The sequence below is a fragment of the Streptomyces sp. NPDC014801 genome, assembly GCF_043082085.1.
GTDB lineage: Bacteria > Actinomycetota > Actinomycetes > Streptomycetales > Streptomycetaceae > Streptomyces.
The window spans coordinates 191647-210168 of record NZ_JBIBXG010000012.1 but is presented as its reverse complement, the minus strand read 5'-3'; the positions used below and the strand labels follow the sequence as shown (position 1 = coordinate 210168).

The window sequence follows — 18522 nt, the reverse complement described above, 5'->3', positions numbered from 1 at the left end:
ACGTCCGGAAAACGCACGCGGCCGTGCGGGAAGTTCCCACACGGCCCGGCGAACGTCAACGCCCTTGCACGCCGCGTTGGTTGACGCCTCAGACGGCGCTTCCGGCGACCCATTCGCTCCACGGCATGTTCCAGCCGTTGAGGCCGTTGTCGGGGGCGACGGTCTTGTCCGGCGAGTTCTTGACGACCACCACGTCACCGATGAGCGAGTGGTCGTAGAACCACTTCGCCTGGGTGTCCCCCTGCGCGCCCCGCACATCCGCCAGGCCGACGCAGCCGTGGCTGGTGCCCTCCCGGCCGAAGGGCGGATTGCCCTTGTTGTACCAGTAGTTGCCGTGGATGAACGTGCCCGACTGCGTCAGCCGCATCGCGTGCGGCACGTCCGCGATGTCGTACTCCCCGCCGAGACCGACCGTCCGGCTGTTCATGCGGGTCTGCGTGAACTTCTCGGAGATCACCATCGTGCCGTTGTAGGTGGTGTGCTCCGGGCTGCCGGACGAGATCGGGATCGTCTTCACGGTCTGGCCGTCCCGCACGACCGTCATGGTCTGCGTGTTCACGTCCACCGTGGAGACCTGCGAGCGGCCTACGGTGAAGGTGACGACCTTCTTCTGCACACCGAAGACCCCGTTGGCGCCCTGGACCCCGTCGAGGTCGATCTTCATGGTGACCTTGGAGCCGGCCTTCCAGTAGTCGTCGGGCCGGAAGTCGAGGCGCTGCGCCCCGAACCAGTGCCCGACCACCTTCTGCCCGCTGCTGGAGGTGACCGTGATGTGCGACTGCACGGCCTTCTTGTCGCTGATCGCCTTGTCGAAGGTGAACGACACCGGCATGCCGACGCCGACCGTCGTGCCGTTGTCCGGCGTGTACGTGCCGATGAAGCTGTTCGACGACGAGACGGTGGTGAAGATGGAGTTCGCGGCGGCGGTACGGCCGGCGGAGTCCTTCGCGGTCGCGGAGAGCTGGTACTTCGTGCCGCGCTCCAGCTGCTCCTTGGGCTTCCAGGTGCTGCCGTCGGCGGATATCTCACCGGCGACCGTCTGCCCGGTGCCGGCCACCGTCATCTTCACCTCCGTCAGCTTGCCGTCGCTGACCTTCACTCCCGTGCTGTTGATCGAGGCGCCGGTCGAACCGTCCGCGGCCGAGATGGCGATCTTCGCGACGGAGGTCTTGGTGTCGTCGCCACCGCGCTTGTTGTCGTCGTTGTCGGCGTTGGCGTTCCCGCCGCAGGCGGTGAGGGTCAGGGCGCCGACCATCAGGGCGGCACAGGCCCCCAGTACGCGCCGCGCTGCTGTGTTCGGCGTTGTCACGGGCTGCTCCAGTTCTTGTGAGGTAGGTGATCCACTCCGTATCCGTGAAGAAAGAGTGATCAGACGACCGCAAAAGTTCCCGGCGGCGGTTGCTGAAGCCCTGACGTGACAGAACTGCGACAATCCGCGGCGCCACGCCAGCAATTCACCCCACGTCAGCTGCACCGGGGGGCGCGGTGCCCTGCGGTGCGGTCCGCCCGGGGGTGAGGTGAACGCCGTGGGGCACGGTGCCCTTGGGTGCGCTGTGCCCGGCGTTTCGGTGGCCGCCGGGGTTGCGCGGCCCGGCGGTGCGGGGTGCCGCTGCGCCCACCCGTGCCGCCCCAGCGGCACGACTGCCCGCAGCTACGTGGGGTGGGCGACGGCCCGGCGGCACGACTGCCCGCAGCTGCGTGGGGTGGGCCGCCCCCAGCGACGCGGCCCGCAGCTACGGCGGGTAGCGGCGACGGCCTGTAGTCGCCGACGGCGGGGAGGGGACGTGGTGGGGGGTGTCCGCCCGCAGCGGACGGCATTGCCTTCGGGTGCCGTCTTGAAGAAACGTAAGGCCGTACCGAGGACGGACACCCCCCACCGCGGCCCCGACCCACCCACATGCAGATGGCGCTACCGCAACCGACCACCGGACAGGAACGGGCCGCCGCAGGCATTCAGGGGCGCGGGGAACTGCGCGACAAGCCACGACGAAACCCGCACCCGGCAACGATCCGCACCCACCCGCACAGCCGCCGCAGGCAACTGCGCGACAAGCCACGACGAACCCGCAACCGTACGACGGCCCGTCACCCACCACCCCCGTACAGCTCCCCGTACGACGGCCACACACCCCCCGCCCCCTCCACCGTCTCCGCCGCCCGTACCGCCCGGACGATCGCTCGCGTCACCACGTCCGCCCCCGCCGCCAGCACCTCGTTCAGCGCAAGCGCATCCGCCGGCAACTCCCGCACCCCCGTGGACAACGCGAACACACTGTCCCCGTCATGGAGCAGATGCACCGGCCGCACCGCCCGCGCGATCCCGTCGTGCGCCGTCCCCGCCAGCTTCTGCGCCTGTGCCTTCGACAGCTCCGCGTCCGTCGCGACCACCGCCAGCGTCGTGTTCAGCGGCGGCGCCACCGCCTGCTCCGCCAACTGCGCCAGCCGCGCACGCGCAGCGTCCCGCACCTCGTCCTCCGGCGGCGCCACCCGCCGCCCGCCGAACAACTCCGCGTACAGCTCCCCGTACAGCACCCCCGTCGTCGGATCCACCACCGACCCCGCCGCGTTCGCCACGACCAGCGCCCCCACGGTCACCCCCGACGCCAGCACCACGCTCGCCGTCCCGACGCCGCCCTTCAGCAGCCCGACGGCCGCCCCGGTCCCGGCGCCCACGCACCCCTCGGCGATCGGCGCCCCGAGCGCGCTGCCCGCGGCCGCCTCCACCGCCTCCCGCCCCAGCGCCGCGTCCGGCCGCGCCCGGAAGTCACCGCCCCGCCCGAGGTCGAAGACGCACGCGGCCGGAACGACCGGCACCACATGCGCGGGATCCGGCCCCACCCGAACGCCCCGGCCCCGCTCCTCCAGCCACGCCATGACCCCGGACGCCGCGTCCAGCCCGTACGCGCTGCCCCCGGTGAGGACGACCGCCTCGACCTTCTGCACGAGGTTGCGCGGATCGAGCGCGTCGGTCTCCTTCGTCCCCGGTCCGCCGCCGCGCACGTCCACGGCGGCCACGGCCCCGCCCTCGGGAGCGAGGACGACGGTGGTCCCGGTCAGCCATCCGTCACCGCGGCGCGTCGCGTGCCCGACCCGCAACCCGGCGACATCCGTCAGGGCGTCAACTGTCATGCGCCCCAGTGTGACGGGAACCGGGGCCCGGACACCCCGTCACGCCCCCGCCGGCCGCCGCCCCCCGCCCTGCCGGGCGAGCGTCCGCGCCGTCAGCGTCACCCCGACCACCACCGCCAGGCCCGAGACGATGCCCGCCGCGAGGACCGCCCAGTCGCCGAGGAACGTGCAGCAGATGACGAGCAGCGCGGTGACCGGCAGCACCAGCTGCTGCGCGATGCCCACCTTGAAGTGCCGGGCGTGCAGCACCCACACGGCGAGCAGATACAGCGCCGTCGGCAGGGTCACCGCCGCCGCCGCGGCCGTCGCGGAGATGTGTGCGGAGCCGACCGCCTGCTCGACGGCCACCTCCAGCCCGGCCCCGATCGCCGCCGCCGAGGCGAAGACGACGTAGTGCCCGTAGCCCCACAGGAAGGCTTGCGCGCTGGAGCGCAGATGCCCGTGGATCGGCACCACGAAGTAGATCCACCAGGCGGCGAACACGATGAGCAGTCCGCCCGCCGCGATCGGCAGCAGTTCGCCGAGCGCGTCGTGCTCGTCCACGGCCGACTTCACGGCGACCGTGGCCGCGGCGACCGTCTCGCCGAGGACGATGATCGTGAACAGCCCGTACCGCTCGGCGATGTGGTGCGGATGCCAGGACGTCATGAAGTTCCGTTCGGCGATCATCGGCACCGCCAGTTCGGCGATCACCATCACCAGGAACACCCAGGGCCGCGCCGGCTCCGGCAGGACGACCAGTCCCAGCCAGCCGACCTGGCACAGCAGTACCCCGACGGCGTACCGCACCGCCGCGGTCCGCTCCGGGCCCTCCGCCGACCGCGCGGCGCGCAGCCACTGCGCCACCATCGCCAGCCGCATGATCACGTAGCCCAGCCAGACGACCAGGAAGTCGTGGTCGTCGAAGGCGCGCGAGACGCCCGCGGCCAGCACCAGGACGCCGGCGATCTGCACGAGCGTGACGACCCGGTACAGCGCGTCGTCGTTGTCGTACGCGGAGGCGAACCAGGAGAAGTTCATCCACGCCCACCAGATGGCGAAGAACACCATCGCGTAGTTGAGGATGCCCTGGCCCGCCCGCCCCTCGGCGAGGAAGTGCACCAGCTGCATCCCGGCCTGGGCGACCGCCACCACGAAACACAGGTCGAACAGGAGCTCCAACGGCGAGGCGACACGATGGGCCTCGTCCCGCCCGCGGGCGGTGAGCCTGCGCAGGGGCCGGTGACGGGCGGGCGCCCCGGGGGGCGCGGGGGACTGGCTGGAACTCGACGTCATGAGGCCCAGCACATCAGATAACGGAGCAAAAATCCTCGGACCGGTGCCGCCGCGTAACCTGGAGGCATGACCACCGCCTCCGCCCCCGAACCCCGCGACCCCAAGGCCGCGCTGATCTTCGACGACCCGCTCCAGCTGCAGTCCTCGGACGACACCGACCGGGGATGGGGCGAGCGCCCGGGGACGACCGGCGACAGCGCGGCCGACCTGAAGCGCTTCCTCGACGAGAAGCCGCCCCACCACATCTGAGCCGGCGCGCGGCCGATCAGGCCCCGCGAGGCCGGCCCGGCCGTCCGTTCGGCGTCCTACTCGCCGCGCCCGGCGGTCCGCTGCGCGACCAGCGTGTCGCGGATCTCCTTGAGGACCTCCAGCTCGGTCACCTCCATGACCTCCTTCGTGCCCTCCCGGGCCGCCTCGCGGTCCGCCCGGCGGGCCAGGTACTTCGCCATCGGCAGCACCATCAGGAAGTACACGACCGCGGCGGTGATCACGAAGTTCAGCGTGGCGCCGAGGACGGAACCCCACAGGATCCGGATGCCCTCGTCCTTCGTGCAGCTCCCGGTCAGGCAGGAGCTGTAGTTGTCCAGGCTCTGCGTGCCGATCGCCCCGACCACCGGGTTGATGACGCCCTTCACCACCGAGTTCACGATGTTGGTGAAGGCGGCGCCGATGACCACCGCCACTGCCAGATCGACGACGTTCCCGCGCATCAGGAAGGCCTTGAAGCCCTCCCAGATACCCGTGTCCTTCTTCTCGCTCACCTCGGAGCCTTTCCTCGTCCTTACGGCATGTGGAGTAAAACGCTCCGCAACCTACGGCAGGCCAAGGGAGGCATGTCCAATCCGGTAACTCGATCGAGCTACTTGACAAACAGTCGCGCAAGCGGCCGATCATGCGTCGGACCAGGCGGTTCAGCACCACGTCACCGCCAGCCGTGCCGTCGCGCTCGCCCCGACCAGCCGCGCCGCCGTGGCACGCGGCACCGCCAGCACGACCAGCGCACCGCCGCCCGCCACGTCGTCCACGTCCTCGGGCAGCCGCGCCACCCGCGCACCGCGAGCCACGACCTGCGCGCCATCGGCCGCGCCGGCCGCACCGCGCTCGCCACCCGCACCGCCCGCACCGTCCTCGACGGCGATGACGTCGACCCGGTCGCCCGGCCGCAGCAGACGGACCGTACCGGCATCGGCGATCCGCACCGGCGCCGCCACCGTCTCGCCAGCCGCACCAGCCGCACCAGCCGCACCAGCCGCACCAGCCGCACGCCCCGACGAGGCGTCCGCCGGAGCCACGGCCGGAGCGGAGGAGGGCCGCGCCTGCGGATGTCCCCGCACCCGGTCCGGCGTCTCCCGCGGTCCCGCCGCCACCAGCGCGGCCGCCGTCACGGCAAGTCCCGCGGCCACGGCCCGCCGCCGGTGCCGGGCCAGCCGGTGTGCCAGGTACCGCACACCACGCACCCGTACCGGCGCGAACGGCGGCACCTCCCACGTCGGCGGCACGTCGTCACCGGCCGGGCGCGGAAAGGAAGGGGGCGGGGGAGTACCGGAACCAACGGAAGCACCAGAAGCAGGCGAAACAGGGAACAAGGACGCGGACACGGGACCACCACCTGAGGCGAGAGCTACTGCTTGCGCCACCCACGATGAGGTTTCGCCCCGCAGCCCGCAGACACCCGTGGACTACCCACCGGTTGTGGAAAACCCGCTCACCCGAACGAGCCGCTCCCCACCCCCGAAGCGCCACCGGCCCCCGGCCCCCTACGCCCCCGGCCCCCTACGCCCCCCGGCCCCCTACGCCCCCCGACCCCCACACCCCGTCACGGCAGGGCGAACCCCGGATCCATCCCCCCGAGCGCCGTCGTGCACAGGCAGTCCCGCTCCTCGTTCCCCGGCAGGGCCGCCACCGCGTCGAAGAGAACCCCTCGCAGCCGGTCCACGTTCGCCGCGAACACCCGCAGCACCTCGTCGTGGGAGACGCCCTCGCCGGTCTCGGCGCCGGCGTCCAGGTCGGTGACCAGGGTCAGGGAGGTGTAGCAGAGCTCCAGCTCACGGGCGAGCGCCGCCTCCGGGTGACCGGTCATGCCGACCACCGACCAGCCCTGCGCCTGGTGCCACAACGATTCCGCACGCGTCGAGAAGCGCGGGCCCTCGACGACGACGAGCGTCCCGCCGTCCACCGGCTCCCAGTCGCGCCCCCGGGCCGCCTTCAGCGCGGCCGCGCGCCCGGTGGGGCAGTAGGGGTCGGCCAGGGACACGTGCACGACGTTCGGGACGGTGCCGTCCGGCAGCGGCAGCCCGTCGAAGTACGTGCCCACCCGGGACTTCGTACGGTCGACGAGCTGGTCCGGGACCAGCAGGGTGCCCGGCCCGTACTCGGGGCGCAGGCCGCCCACCGCGCACGGCCCGAGGACCTGGCGCACCCCGACGGAGCGCAGGGCCCACAGGTTGGCGCGGTAGTTGATGCGGTGCGGCGGCAGATGGTGGCCGCGGCCGTGCCGGGGCAGGAACGCGACCCGGCGGCCGGCGATCTCACCGACGAAGAGGGAGTCGCTGGGCGGACCGTAGGGGGTGTCCACCCGGACCTCGGTCACGTCGTCGAGGAAGGAGTAGAAACCGGAGCCGCCGATCACGCCGATCTCGGCGTTCGCCTTGTTCACCATGCCCGCACCCTAACCGCGCGGGGGAACGCCGAGGACCCTGCCGTCGGGTCGACGACAGGGTCCGTACGCGTCAGGTCTCAGGCGGCGGTGCTGGCGGAGCTGCCGCTGCCCGAGGAGGAGCCGCCGTCCGAGGAGGACGACGAAGAAGACGAAGAGGTCGAGGTGGAGGACGACGACTTCGACGACGAGGCCGGCGAGCTGCTCGACGAGGAGCCGCGGCTGTCGTTGCGGTAGAAGCCGGAGCCCTTGAAGACGATGCCGACCGCGGAGAACACCTTCTTGAGGCGGCCCTTGCAGTTGGGGCACTCGGTCAGGGCGTCGTCGGTGAACTTCTGCACCGCCTCGAGGCCCTCGCCGCACTCGGTGCACTGGTACTGGTAGGTGGGCACTGTCTTCCTCCTGGCACTCTCACTCAATGAGTGCTAACGACGAACCATAGTGACGCATTCCCCGGCGTCAGTCCACTGTCACCGGCACGCGGTGACCCACGCCACGCGCGACGGTACGGCCGCGCGGGTGTGTCGCCAGGCGGGAGCGCAGCGCCAGGAGGGTCACCAGCGCGAGGACGGTACCGCCCATCGGCACCAGGAATCCGGCGCCGCCCCAGAAGCGGTCCTCCAGCTGTCCGGCCACCGTGACGGCGGCGGCCTGGCCGAGCGCGACCGCGCCCGTCAGCCAGGTGAACGCCTCGGTGCGGGCTCCCGCCGGCACCAGGCCCTCGACGAGGGTGTAGCCGGTGATCAGGGCGGGCGCGATGCACATGCCGACGAGCAGGCCGAGCCCGGCGAGCAGCAGCGCCGAGTGCGCGGTCCACAGGGCGGACGCGGTGAGCGCGAGGCCGGCGTAGCCGACGAGCAGGCGGCGCTGCGGGGTCACCTTCCAGGCGATGGCGCCGCAGACGAGGCCGGAGATCATGTTGCCGGCCGCGAAGACGCCGTAGAGGACGCCGTTCAGGCCGGGCCGGCCGATCGACTCGGTGAACGCGGCCAGGGACACCTGCATGCCGCCGAAGACGGAGCCGATGCCGAGGAACGTCACGATCAGCACGCGCACGCCGGGCACGCGCAGCGCGGAGGCGTGCCGCACGCGCGCGTGCTCGCCGTCGGCGTGGACGGCGGGCTGGGTGCTCTTCTGGGCCGCGAAGAGCAGACCGCCGATCAGGGTCAGGGCGGCCTCCGTCATCAGGCCGGCGGCGGGCGCGACGGCGGTGCACAGCGCGGTCGCCAGCAGCGGGCCGACGACGAAGGTCAGCTCGTCGGTGACGGACTCGAAGGCGGCGGCGGTGCTCATCAGAGGGGAGTCCTTGAGCTTCACGCCCCAGCGGGCGCGCACCATGGGGCCGATCTGCGGCACCGAGGCGCCGGTCGGCACGGCCGCCACGAACAGCGCCCACAGGGGCGCGTGCGCGAGGGCGAGCGCGGTGAGGGTGAGGCCGGCCAGGGCGTGCACGAGGACGCCGGGCAGCAGGACGGCCCGCTGGCCGTACCGGTCCGCGAGGCGGCCGCTGTAGGGCGCGAACAGGGCCATCGACACGCCGGTGACCGCCGCGGCGGCGCCGGCCGCGCCGTAGGAGCCGGTGGTGTGCTGCACGAGCAGCACGATGGAGAGGGTGAGCATCGCGAACGGCTGACGTGCCGCGAAGCCGGGGAGCAGGAAGGTCCAGGCGCCGCGGGTGCGCAGCAGCCGGCCGTATCCCGGGCGGGCCTGTGTCGCCGCCTTGTTCTTCTCCGAGGTGACCGTGGATGCCACGGCCCGTGCCTTTCCGCCGCCTGGTAGCGCGGCGCCCTGGTGAGGGGCCGTGCGCCGAGAGCTGTCCTCTTGCGCGGACTGCGGTAGATGCCGGCGCCCACATCGGGGGGCTGCTGGCCGCCATACGGTCGCGCCAGCTCTGCGTCAGGCAGAGTTGGTTCGATCTAGGGGTGCGCCTTCATGATACAGGGCCGGGCAGCCGGCCCCCTGTGAAACTGCCCACCGTCGCGCTCGTGACCTGCGATTGAACGGCACTCAAACCGAGGCCGACCGACACGCGCCCGGCAGACGCCGCTCAACGCAAGGCCGGCCGGCCGGAGCGTGTCAGCGTTCCCCGTCCCCGGTCCCCAGCCAGTCGGCCAGCTTGCCGCCGCGGGCGACCGCGCGCAGGCGGCGTTCGGCGGCGTCGCGCACCGGGTCGGTGGTGACGACGAGGAGTTCGTCGCCGCGGCGCAGCACCGTTGTGGGCAGCGGCACGAAGGACGTGCCGTCGCGCACCACGAGGGTGACGGCGGCCCCCGGCGGCAGCCGCAGCTCGTTGACCTCGACGCCGTGCATGCGCGAGCCCTCCGGGACGTCCACCGACAGCAGGTGGCCGCGCAGCCGCTCCAGGGGGGCGGACTCGATGCCGAGGTCGGCGGTCTCGGTGTCCTCGCCCAGGCGCAGGGTGCGGGCGAGCCACGGCAGGGTCGGGCCCTGGATCAGGGTGTAGACGACGACCAGCACGAAGACGATGTTGAAGACGCGGCGGCTGCCGTCGACGCCGTTCACCATGGGGATGGTGGCCAGGATGATGGGGACGGCGCCGCGCAGGCCGGCCCAGGACATCAGGGCCTGCTCCCGCCAGGGCACGCGGAAGGGCAGCAGGCACAGCACCACGCCGAGCGGGCGCGCCAGCATGGTCAGCACGAGCCCGATGATCAGGGCGGGCAGGATGTCGTCGCCCAGTTCGTGCGGGGTGACCAGCAGGCCGAGCAGCACGAACATGCCGATCTGCGCGATCCAGCCGACGCCGTCGGCGAAGCCGCGGGTGGCGGGCCAGTGCGGCAGCTTGGCGTTGCCCATCACCATCGAGGCGAGGTACACCGCGAGGAAGCCGCTGCCGTGGGCGAGCGCGCCCGCCGCGTAGGCCGTGACGGAGATCGCCATGACGGCGATCGGGTAGAGGCCGGAGGCCGGCAGCGCGATGTGCCTCAGGCCCCAGGCGCCGGCCCAGCCGACCGCGAGTCCGAGGGCCGCGCCGATGGCCAGCTCAAGCGCTATCTCGCCGATCAGGACGTACCAGTGCTCGACGGGTCCGGCGGTGGAGAAGGCGACGACGAGGATGACGACGGGGGCGTCGTTGAATCCGGACTCCGCCTCCAGCGTGCCCGTCACGCGCGCGGGCAGCGGGATCCTGCGCAGCACGGAGAAGACCGCCGCCGCGTCCGTCGAGGACACCACCGCACCGATGATCAGTGCCTGCCGCCACTCCAGGCCGACCAGGTAGTGCGCGCCCGCGGCCGTCACGCCCACGCTCACCGCGACTCCGGCCAGGGCCAGCGCGGTGGCCGCCGGCAGGACCGGTTTGATCTCCTTCCACTTCGTGCCGAGACCGCCTTCGGCCAGGATCACGACCAGGGCGGCGTAGCCGATGACCTGGGTCATCTCGGCGTTGCTGAAGTGGATGTGCCCGATGCCGTCCTGGCCCATGAGGATGCCGATGGCCAGGTAGACGAGCAGGCTGGGCAGGCCGCTGCGCGAGGAGATCCGGACCGCCGCCACGGCGACGAGCAGGACGAGCGAGCAGACGAGCAGGAGCTGGTTGAGGTGGTGGACAGTCAGCGGCCGGTCCTCTCTGCGATGGTCGGATTACTTCGTTACCTTACCTAACTCTTGACGATTTCTTGACACTCTTCGAGGCAAGATCGAACGCCTGCCCCGGCTGGTTGCAGACTCCGCGTCAAGTGCCATCGGGCCCTGCGCCTATGGTTGCTCCAGCGCTCAGTTAAAAGCACAGCCGAACCTGCCGCTCGCGTTAGGACAGCAAGGACAGCGATGCCCCCCAACACCACCGCCACAACGGGTCACAAGCCCGGCAAGTCCGGCAGGAAGAAGGGGCGCAAAGCCCGACTGATCGTGCTCCTCCTGGTGCTGGCGGTCATCGGCGGCATCGGCTGGGGCGGCTACTGGTCCGTCAGCACCGTCCGGGCGTCCTTCCCGCAGACCAAGGGATCGATCACCCTCAAGGGACTGTCGGGCCCCGTCGACGTCAAGCGCGACGGCTACGGCATCCCGCAGATCTACGCGTCCTCCGCCGAGGACCTGTTCATGGCGCAGGGCTTCGTCCAGGCGCAGGACCGGTTCTACGAGATGGACGTGCGCCGGCACATGACCTCCGGCCGGCTGTCGGAGATGTTCGGCAAGAGCCAGATCGACAACGACGCCTTCCTGCGCACCCTCGGCTGGGACCGCGTCGCCCGGCAGGAGTACGAGACCAAGCTGTCGGCCTCGACCAAGACGTACCTCCAGGCGTACGCCAAGGGGGTCAACGCCTACCTGGCGGGCAAGGACGGCGAGGACATCTCGCTGGAGTACGCGGCGCTCGGCTTCAGCAACGACTACAAGCCGGCCGCGTGGACGCCCGTCGACTCCGTCGCCTGGCTCAAGGCCATGGCCTGGGACCTGCGCGGCAACATGCAGGACGAGATCGACCGCGCCCTGATGACCAGCCGGCTGGGCCCGCAGCAGATCGCCGACCTCTACCCGCAGTACCCCTACGACCGCCACCGGGCGATCGTCCAGGAGGGCACGTACAACGAGCTGACCGGCTCCTTCGGGCCGGGCGGCGGCTCCTCGGGCTCGGGCTCGGGCTCCGGCAGCGGCACGGGCGGCGGCTCGGGCTCCTCGCCGGCCGGCTCCGGCACGGGCAGCGGCACCGGGACCGGCAGTGGCACGGGCACCGGCACGGGCTCCGGTGGCTCCGCGTCCGGCGCGGGCCTGCAGAGCCAGCTGGCCGGCCTGTACAAGGTCCTCGACAACGTCCCCACGGCCGTCGGCGTGAACGGCAACGGCATCGGCTCCAACTCCTGGGTCGTCGCCGGCGACCACACCATCACCGGCAAGCCGCTGCTCGCCAACGACCCGCACCTGTCGGCCTCGCTGCCGTCCGTCTGGTACCAGATGGGCCTGCACTGCCGCAGCGTCTCCGCCGCCTGCCCGTACGACGTCACCGGCTACACCTTCGCCGGCATGCCCGGTGTGGTCATCGGCCACAACCAGGACATCGCCTGGGGCATGACCAACTCCGGCGTGGACGTCACCGACCTGTACCTGGAGAAGGTCACCGGCGACGGCTACCTGTACGACGGCAAGATCAGGCCGTTCGTCACCCGCGAGGAGACCATCAAGGTCGCCGGCGGCGAGACCAAGAAGATCGTCGTCCGGCAGACCCAGGACGGCATGCCGCTGCTGTCCGACCGCGACGACGAACTCGTCCAGGTCGGCAAGAAGGCCACCGTCGACACCGCCGCCCCCGACCGGGGCGACGGGTACGCCATCGCCCTGAAGTGGACCGCCCTGCAGCCCGGCACCTCCATGGACGCCGTGTTCGCGATGGACCGGGCCACCGGCTGGAACGACTTCCGCGCCGCGGCGAAGCTGTTCGACGTGCCGTCGCAGAACCTGGTCTACGCCGACAGCAAGGGCGCCAAGGGCAACATCGGCTACCAGCTGCCCGGCAAGATCCCCACGCGCGGCAAGGGCGACGGCTCGATCCCCTCCCCGGGCTGGGACCCGAAGTACCGCTGGACCGGCTACATCGACTTCGACAAGCTGCCCTACGAGCGCAACCCCGAGCGCGGCTACGTCGTCACCGCCAACCAGGCCGTCGTCGACCAGGACAAGTACCCCTACACGCTCACCACGGACTGGGGCTACGGCACCCGCAGCCAGCGCATCGCCGACCTGATCGAGTCCAAGATCAAGGGCGGCGGCAAGATCTCCACCGACGACATGCGCCAGATGCAGCTCGACAACAGCAGCGAGATCGCCAAGCTGCTCGTGCCGACGCTGCTGAAGATCGACGTCGGCGACAAGGACGTCCGCCGGGCGCAGGAGCTGCTGGAGGGCTGGGACTACACCCAGGACGCCGACTCGGCCGCCGCCGCGTACTTCAACTCCGTGTGGCGCAACGTCCTCAAGCTCGCCTTCGGCAACAAGCTGCCCAAGGAGCTGCGCGTCGAGGGCCAGTGCCTGTGGGTGGACCCGGTCAACACCACCGGGCCCGTCGACGAGACCAACAAGGTCCGCGAGTGCGGGCAGCGCGACCCCGACCAGGCGCAGCCCGACGGCGGCGACCGCTGGTTCGAGGTGGTCCGCACGCTGATGGACAAGCCGGACAGCGACTGGTGGACGGCCCCGAGGTCGGGCACGCGCCCCGCGGCGCACAACCGCGACGAGCTGCTCAAGCGGGCCATGATCGACGCCCGCTGGGAGCTGACCGCCAAGCTCGGCAAGGACATCGACACCTGGAGCTGGGGCCGGCTGCACCGCCTGTTCCTGAAGAACCAGACGCTCGGCACCGAGGGCCCCGGCATCCTCAAGTACGTCCTCAACCGCGGGCCCTGGAAGCTCAGCGGCGGCGAGGCGGCGGTCAACGCCACCGGCTGGAACGCCGCCGGCGGCTACGGCGTCGTGTGGGTGCCGTCGATGCGGATGGTGGTCAACCTCGACAACCTCGACAAGTCGAAGTGGATCAACCTCTCCGGCGCGTCCGGCCACGCCTACAGCGCCCACTACACCGACCAGACGGACAAGTGGGCCAAGGGCGAGCTGCTGCCGTGGTCGTTCTCGCGGGACGCGGTCGACCAGAGCACCAGCGACTCGCTCGTGCTGAAGCCGTGACCGGCTGAACCACGGCGAAGGGCCCCCACGCACGCGTGGGGGCCCTTCGCCGTTCGCGGCGGACGCCGCCCGGTCAGGGCGCGGAGAAGCGCCGCACCCCGGACGGGGTGACCACCGCGTGCACCGGCCGGTCGTGCTCCTCCACCGGCACGCGCGCGACGACCTCCGTGTCGTACAGCAGCACCACGCGCGCGGGATGCGCGCCCGCGCGCTCCAGCCGCGCGAGGACCCGGTCGTAGGACCCGCCGCCGCGCCCGAGGCGCATCCCGCGCGCGTCGACCGCGACGCCCGGCAGGAGCACGACGTCCGCACCGGTCACCGCCTCCGGACCGAGCCGCTCGCCGGCGGGCTCGAACAGCGCCATCTTTCCGCCGTGTTGCACCCGGGCCAGCGAGTCCTCGCCGTGGTACTCGCCCCAGTCCAGGTCGTTGTCGTCGAGCAGCGCGGGCAGCAGGACGCGCACGCCCCGCGCGCGCAGCGCGTCCAGCAGCGCCAGGGTGCCGGGTTCACCGCCGACGGAGACGTACGCCGCCACCGTGCGCGCGTGCGCCAGCTCCGGCAGATCCAGGGCGCGTTCGGCGAGGGCCGCCGCGGCGTGCGTCACCTCGGCCGGGGTGAGCGCCGCGCGGGCGGCCAGGAACCTCCGTCGTACCGCCCTTTTGTCCGGCTCTGCCCCTGGCCCCATACCCGGCCCGTTTCCGCCCACTTGTCGCTCCCGTACCGTTCTCTTGTGCTCATATGAGCGCCAATGTCCCGGAGCTGAATGTTCCGCCCCGGACACCGGTTAAGGTGGCGGGCATGACCCAGTCGCACCCCAGGATCAGCAAGGCTGTCATCCCCGCAGCAGGCCTCGGTACCCGGTTCCTGCCGGCCACCAAAGCCACGCCCAAGGAGATGCTGCCGGTGGTCGACAAGCCGGCGATCCAGTACGTGGTCGAGGAGGCCGTCTCCGCGGGCCTCGACGACGTCCTCATGATCACGGGCCGCAACAAGCGCCCGCTCGAGGACCACTTCGACCGCAACTACGAGCTCGAGTCCGCCCTGGAGAAGAAGGGCGACGCCGAGCGGCTCGCCAAGGTGCAGGAGTCCAGCGACCTCGCGACCATGCACTACGTCCGCCAGGGCGACCCCAGGGGTCTGGGTCACGCCGTTCTGTGCGCCGCCCCGCACGTCGGCCACGAGCCGTTCGCCGTGCTCCTCGGCGACGACCTGATCGACCCGCGCGACCCGCTGCTGCAGCGGATGATCGAGGTCCAGGAGCAGCACGGCGGCAGCGTCGTCGCGCTCATGGAGGTCGCGCCCGAGCAGATCCACCTCTACGGCTGCGCGGCGGTCGAGGCCACCGAGGACGGCGACGTCGTCAAGGTGACCGGCCTGGTCGAGAAGCCGGACCCGGCCGACGCCCCGTCGAACTACGCGATCATCGGCCGCTATGTGCTCGACCCCGGCGTCTTCGACATACTGCGCAAGACCGAGCCGGGCCGCGGCGGCGAGATCCAGCTCACCGACGCCCTCCAGCAGCTCGCGGAGGACGAGAAGGTCGGCGGCCCCGTGCACGGCGTCGTCTTCAAGGGCCGCCGCTATGACACCGGCGACCGCGGCGACTACCTGCGGGCCATCGTCCGGCTCGCGTGCGAGCGTGAGGACCTGGGCCCGGACTTCCGGACCTGGCTCCGCAGTTACGTCACCGAGGAGATGTAGCCACCTTGAGCAGCGCCGCGTCCCGCACCCCGGGCCCCGACCATCTGTGGTCGGTGGACGAGCACCTGGAGGACGTCCTCACCACCGTCCGCCCTCTGGAACCGATCGAGCTGCAGCTCCTCGACGCCCAGGGCTGCGTCCTGGTCGAGGACGTCACCGTGCCGGTGTCCCTGCCGCCGTTCGACAACAGCTCCATGGACGGCTACGCGGTGCGGGTCGCGGACGTCGCGGGCGCGAGCGAGGAGTTCCCGGCGGTCCTGGAGGTCGTCGGGGACGTCGCGGCCGGCCAGTCCGGCCTGCTGCACGTGGGACCCGGCCAGACCGCCCGCATCATGACCGGCGCGCCGCTGCCCCCCGGCGCCGAGGCGGTCGTCCCGGTCGAGTGGACCGACGGCGGGCTCGGCGAGGGCCCCGTGACCGGCATGCGCGCCCGCGCGCTCGCCCCGGAGGGCGCCGAGGGGCACGTACGCGTGTACCGGCCCGCCGAGGCACGCGCGCACGTGCGCGCGGCGGGCAGCGACGTCAAGGCCGGCGACCGCGCCCTGGCGGCCGGCACCGTGCTCGGCCCGCCGCAGATCGCCCTGCTCGCCGCGATCGGCCGCGCCACGGTGCGCGTCCGCCCGCGCCCGCGCGTGGTCGTGCTCTCCACCGGCAGCGAACTGGTCCAGCCCGGCGAGCAACTGGCGACGGGCCAGATCTACGACTCCAACAGCTTCGCCCTCACCGCCGCCGCGCGCGACGCCGGCGCCATCGCCTACCGGGTGGGCGCCGTCGCCGACGACGCCGAGACGCTGCGCTCCACCATCGAGGACCAGCTCGTGCGGGCCGACCTGATGGTCACCACGGGCGGCGTGAGTGTCGGCGCGTACGACGTCGTCAAGGAGGCCCTGTCGCACGTCGGCGACGAGGACGAGGCGGGCGGCGGCGTGGAGTTCCGCAAGCTCGCCATGCAGCCCGGCAAGCCGCAGGGCTTCGGCTCCATCGGCCCCGACCACACCCCGCTGCTCGCGCTCCCGGGCAACCCGGTGTCGTCGTACGTCTCCTTCGAGCTGTTCGTCCGCCCCGCCATCCGTACCCTGATGGGCCTTCAGGACGTGCACCGGCCGACGGCCACCGCGACCCTGTCCGCCGACCGTCCGCTCACCTCGCCGAAGGGGCGCAGGCAGTTCCTGCGCGGCTCCTACGCCGACGGCACGGTCACCCCCGTGGGCGGCGCCGGCTCCCACCTGATCGCGGCCCTCGCGCACGCCGACGCGCTGATCGTGGTGCCCGAGGACACCGAGTCCGTCGCTCCCGGCGACGAGGTCGAGGTCGTCCTGCTCGGCTGAGCGCTCCCGCCCCGAGGTACCGTGTCGCGCACAACACAGGCCCACGCGCCGCACCGCGCGGGCCCGGACCGGGAGCGCCACACCATGACAGTGCCCAACCGGGGGGAGACCCCCGGCACCCCCGTGCAGGACCACCTGACGCATCTCGACGACGCGGGCGCCGCCCGCATGGTCGACGTGTCCGGCAAGGACGTCACCGCGCGCACCGCCCGCGCCAGCGGCCGTGTCCTCGTCTCGCCCCGCGTGGTCGAGCTGCTGCGTGGCGAGGGCGTCCCCAAGGGCGACGCGCTCGCCACCGCGCGGATCGCGGGCATCATGGGCGCCAAGCGCACCCCCGACCTGATCCCGCTGTGCCACCCGCTGTCGGTGTCCGGTGTGACACTGGACCTGTCGGTCGCGGACGACGCCGTGGAGATCACCGCGACGGTGAAGACGACGGACCGCACGGGCGTCGAGATGGAGGCCCTCACCGCGGTCTCCGTCGCCGCGCTCACCGTGATCGACATGGTGAAGGCGGTCGACAAGGGAGCGGTCATCACGGACGTGCGCGTGGAGGAGAAGACGGGCGGCAAGTCGGGCGACTGGAGCCGGGCATGACCTACCGCGCCCTGGTGATCACCGCCTCCAACCGGGCCGCCGCGGGGGTCTACGAGGACCGGGGCGGCCCGCTGATCGCCGACGGCCTGGGGCGGTTCGGCTTCGAGGTCGACGGCCCGCGCGTGGTGCCCGACGGCGACCCGGTGCGCGATGCGCTGCGCTCGGCCGCCGAGGACGGCTACGACGTCGTCGTCACCACCGGCGGCACGGGCATCTCGCCCACCGACCGCACGCCGGAGGCCACGCGCGCGGTGATCGACTACGAGGTGCCGGGCATCGCGGAGGCGATCCGGGCGTTCGGCCGGGACAAGGTGCCCACCGCGTCGCTCTCCCGGGGGCTGGCCGGCGTCGCCGGGCGGACCCTGATCGTCAACCTGCCGGGTTCGACGGGCGGTGTGAAGGACGGCCTGGCCGTCCTGGAGCCGCTGCTGGCGCACGCCGTCGACCAGATCCGCGGCGGCGACCACCCGAGACCCGGCACCGGCAGTGGGGGTGCGAGCTGAACGGTTCATCCTGGCCCGTGGTGCTGACCGAGGGCGATGTGGTCCTGCGGCCCATAAGGATGCGCGACCAGCGGGCCTGGCGCGAGGTCAACCGGCGCAACCGGGACTGGCTGCGGCCGTGGGAGGCGACGATCCCGCCGCCCACGCCGACCGGCCCGATCGCGCACCGGCCGACCTACCGCCAGATGGTGCGCCATCTGCGCCGGGAGGCGCGCGCGGGCCGGATGCTGCCGTTCGTCGTGGAGTACCAGGGGCGGCTCGTCGGGCAGTTGACGGTCGCCGGGATCACCTGGGGCTCGATGTGCTCGGGCCATGTCGGCTACTGGGTGGACGAGGCGGTGGCCGGGCGCGGGGTGATGCCGACGGCCGTGGCGCTGGCGGTGGACCACTGTTTCCGCGCCGTGGGCCTGCACCGCATCGAGGTGTGCATTCGCCCCGAGAACACGCCGAGCCGCCGGGTGGTGGAGAAACTCGGATTCCGCGAGGAGGGGCTGCGCCCCCGCTATCTGCACATCGACGGCGCCTGGCGCGACCATCTCGTCTTCGCGCTCACCGCCGAGGAAGTCCCCGAAGGGCTGCTCGCGCGCTGGCGGCGGACCCGCACGCGCAACGGCTCGTCGGCCGGCCCGCGGAACACGCGGGAGAATCACGGCTAGCCGGGGCGTCACGGCCAGTCGGAGCGGTTCACCTGCGGAAA

General features: G+C 72.1%; 17 protein-coding genes. 7 read left to right on the top strand and 10 right to left on the bottom strand.

Annotated elements, in window-relative coordinates; translation table 11 throughout:
* Window positions 1-88: 88 nt before the first annotated feature.
* The 3 genes from ACF1AL_RS28750 to ACF1AL_RS28740 all read right to left on the bottom strand — a co-directional run bounded on the left by ACF1AL_RS28750 (window position 89) and on the right by ACF1AL_RS28740 (window position 4404).
* Window positions 89-1309 carry an Ig-like domain-containing protein gene (locus ACF1AL_RS28750; RefSeq protein ID WP_391821181.1) on the bottom strand — a complete coding sequence of 407 codons (1221 nt, stop codon included), beginning with the start codon at window positions 1307-1309 and terminating at the stop codon, window positions 89-91.
* 776 nt (window positions 1310-2085) lie between these two features.
* Complete coding sequence (locus ACF1AL_RS28745; RefSeq protein WP_391828036.1) at window positions 2086-3129, bottom strand: P1 family peptidase; 1044 nt, start codon at window positions 3127-3129, stop codon at window positions 2086-2088.
* A gap of 39 nt (window positions 3130-3168) precedes the next feature.
* On the bottom strand, window positions 3169-4404 hold the full coding sequence (locus ACF1AL_RS28740) for a low temperature requirement protein A (RefSeq protein WP_391821180.1): 1236 nt from the start codon (window positions 4402-4404) through the stop codon (window positions 3169-3171).
* Window positions 4405-4470: 66 nt separating this feature from the next.
* Here ACF1AL_RS28740 and ACF1AL_RS28735 point away from each other — a divergent pair, with 66 nt between their 5' ends.
* Entirely contained in the window at window positions 4471-4653 is a 183-nt protein-coding gene (locus ACF1AL_RS28735) for a hypothetical protein (protein ID WP_391780602.1), read from the top strand.
* A gap of 56 nt (window positions 4654-4709) precedes the next feature.
* On the opposite strand, the gene mscL is transcribed toward ACF1AL_RS28735, so the two are convergent.
* The 6 genes from mscL to ACF1AL_RS28705 all read right to left on the bottom strand — a co-directional run bounded on the left by mscL (window position 4710) and on the right by ACF1AL_RS28705 (window position 10636).
* The gene (gene mscL, locus ACF1AL_RS28730; protein ID WP_391660752.1) at window positions 4710-5165 is read right to left on the bottom strand and encodes a large conductance mechanosensitive channel protein MscL; all 456 of its coding nucleotides are present in this window, start codon (window positions 5163-5165) and stop codon (window positions 4710-4712) included.
* Between the two features lie 150 nt (window positions 5166-5315).
* On the bottom strand, window positions 5316-5990 hold the full coding sequence (locus ACF1AL_RS28725) for an RcpC/CpaB family pilus assembly protein (protein ID WP_391828140.1): 675 nt from the start codon (window positions 5988-5990) through the stop codon (window positions 5316-5318).
* Between the two features lie 230 nt (window positions 5991-6220).
* Complete coding sequence (locus ACF1AL_RS28720; RefSeq protein WP_366835597.1) at window positions 6221-7063, bottom strand: S-methyl-5'-thioadenosine phosphorylase; 843 nt, start codon at window positions 7061-7063, stop codon at window positions 6221-6223.
* Between the two features lie 77 nt (window positions 7064-7140).
* On the bottom strand, window positions 7141-7452 hold the full coding sequence (locus tag ACF1AL_RS28715) for an FmdB family zinc ribbon protein (protein ID WP_366835598.1): 312 nt from the start codon (window positions 7450-7452) through the stop codon (window positions 7141-7143).
* Window positions 7453-7519: 67 nt separating this feature from the next.
* A complete protein-coding gene (locus ACF1AL_RS28710) occupies window positions 7520-8812 on the bottom strand; it encodes an MFS transporter (RefSeq protein ID WP_366835599.1) in 1293 nt (430 codons plus the stop codon).
* A 324-nt stretch (window positions 8813-9136) separates the two neighbouring features.
* Window positions 9137-10636: a potassium/proton antiporter gene (locus ACF1AL_RS28705; protein WP_386912787.1), complete on the bottom strand. Its 1500-nt coding sequence runs from the start codon at window positions 10634-10636 to the stop codon at window positions 9137-9139.
* A gap of 213 nt (window positions 10637-10849) precedes the next feature.
* Here ACF1AL_RS28705 and ACF1AL_RS28700 point away from each other — a divergent pair, with 213 nt between their 5' ends.
* Entirely contained in the window at window positions 10850-13696 is a 2847-nt protein-coding gene (locus tag ACF1AL_RS28700) for a penicillin acylase family protein (protein WP_391828034.1), read from the top strand.
* 73 nt (window positions 13697-13769) lie between these two features.
* Here the strand turns inward: ACF1AL_RS28700 and ACF1AL_RS28695 are convergent, their stop codons facing one another.
* Window positions 13770-14381: a 5-formyltetrahydrofolate cyclo-ligase gene (locus ACF1AL_RS28695; RefSeq protein ID WP_384211681.1), complete on the bottom strand. Its 612-nt coding sequence runs from the start codon at window positions 14379-14381 to the stop codon at window positions 13770-13772.
* 113 nt (window positions 14382-14494) lie between these two features.
* Here ACF1AL_RS28695 and galU point away from each other — a divergent pair, with 113 nt between their 5' ends.
* The 5 genes from galU to ACF1AL_RS28670 all read left to right on the top strand — a co-directional run bounded on the left by galU (window position 14495) and on the right by ACF1AL_RS28670 (window position 18481).
* Window positions 14495-15397: a UTP--glucose-1-phosphate uridylyltransferase GalU gene (gene galU, locus ACF1AL_RS28690; protein ID WP_366835602.1), complete on the top strand. Its 903-nt coding sequence runs from the start codon at window positions 14495-14497 to the stop codon at window positions 15395-15397.
* 5 nt (window positions 15398-15402) lie between these two features.
* Window positions 15403-16725 (top strand): gephyrin-like molybdotransferase Glp, encoded by a 1323-nt coding sequence (glp, locus tag ACF1AL_RS28685; protein ID WP_384211684.1) that lies wholly within the window; start codon window positions 15403-15405, stop codon window positions 16723-16725.
* A gap of 84 nt (window positions 16726-16809) precedes the next feature.
* Window positions 16810-17322 (top strand): cyclic pyranopterin monophosphate synthase MoaC, encoded by a 513-nt coding sequence (gene moaC, locus ACF1AL_RS28680; protein WP_366835604.1) that lies wholly within the window; start codon window positions 16810-16812, stop codon window positions 17320-17322.
* The gene (locus tag ACF1AL_RS28675) at window positions 17319-17825 is read left to right on the top strand and encodes a MogA/MoaB family molybdenum cofactor biosynthesis protein (protein WP_366835605.1); all 507 of its coding nucleotides are present in this window, start codon (window positions 17319-17321) and stop codon (window positions 17823-17825) included. The genes moaC and ACF1AL_RS28675 overlap by 4 nt, the downstream gene beginning before the upstream one ends.
* A 20-nt stretch (window positions 17826-17845) precedes the next feature.
* Window positions 17846-18481, top strand: a complete 636-nt coding sequence (locus ACF1AL_RS28670; protein ID WP_391707371.1) for a GNAT family N-acetyltransferase — start codon at window positions 17846-17848, stop codon at window positions 18479-18481.
* Window positions 18482-18522: the final 41 nt, after the last annotated feature.

Coding starts and splice junctions, on each gene's coding strand:
- ACF1AL_RS28745 (WP_391828036.1), bottom strand. CDS start 3,129: ATGACAGTTGACGCCCTGACGGATGTCGCCGGGTTGCGGGTCGGGCAC.
- ACF1AL_RS28740 (WP_391821180.1), bottom strand. CDS start 4,404: ATGACGTCGAGTTCCAGCCAGTCCCCCGCGCCCCCCGGGGCGCCCGCC.
- ACF1AL_RS28735 (WP_391780602.1), top strand. CDS start 4,471: ATGACCACCGCCTCCGCCCCCGAACCCCGCGACCCCAAGGCCGCGCTG.
- ACF1AL_RS28720 (WP_366835597.1), bottom strand. CDS start 7,063: ATGGTGAACAAGGCGAACGCCGAGATCGGCGTGATCGGCGGCTCCGGT.
- ACF1AL_RS28700 (WP_391828034.1), top strand. CDS start 10,850: ATGCCCCCCAACACCACCGCCACAACGGGTCACAAGCCCGGCAAGTCC.
- ACF1AL_RS28695 (WP_384211681.1), bottom strand. CDS start 14,381: ATGGGGCCAGGGGCAGAGCCGGACAAAAGGGCGGTACGACGGAGGTTC.
- galU (WP_366835602.1), top strand. CDS start 14,495: ATGACCCAGTCGCACCCCAGGATCAGCAAGGCTGTCATCCCCGCAGCA.
- moaC (WP_366835604.1), top strand. CDS start 16,810: ATGACAGTGCCCAACCGGGGGGAGACCCCCGGCACCCCCGTGCAGGAC.
- ACF1AL_RS28675 (WP_366835605.1), top strand. CDS start 17,319: ATGACCTACCGCGCCCTGGTGATCACCGCCTCCAACCGGGCCGCCGCG.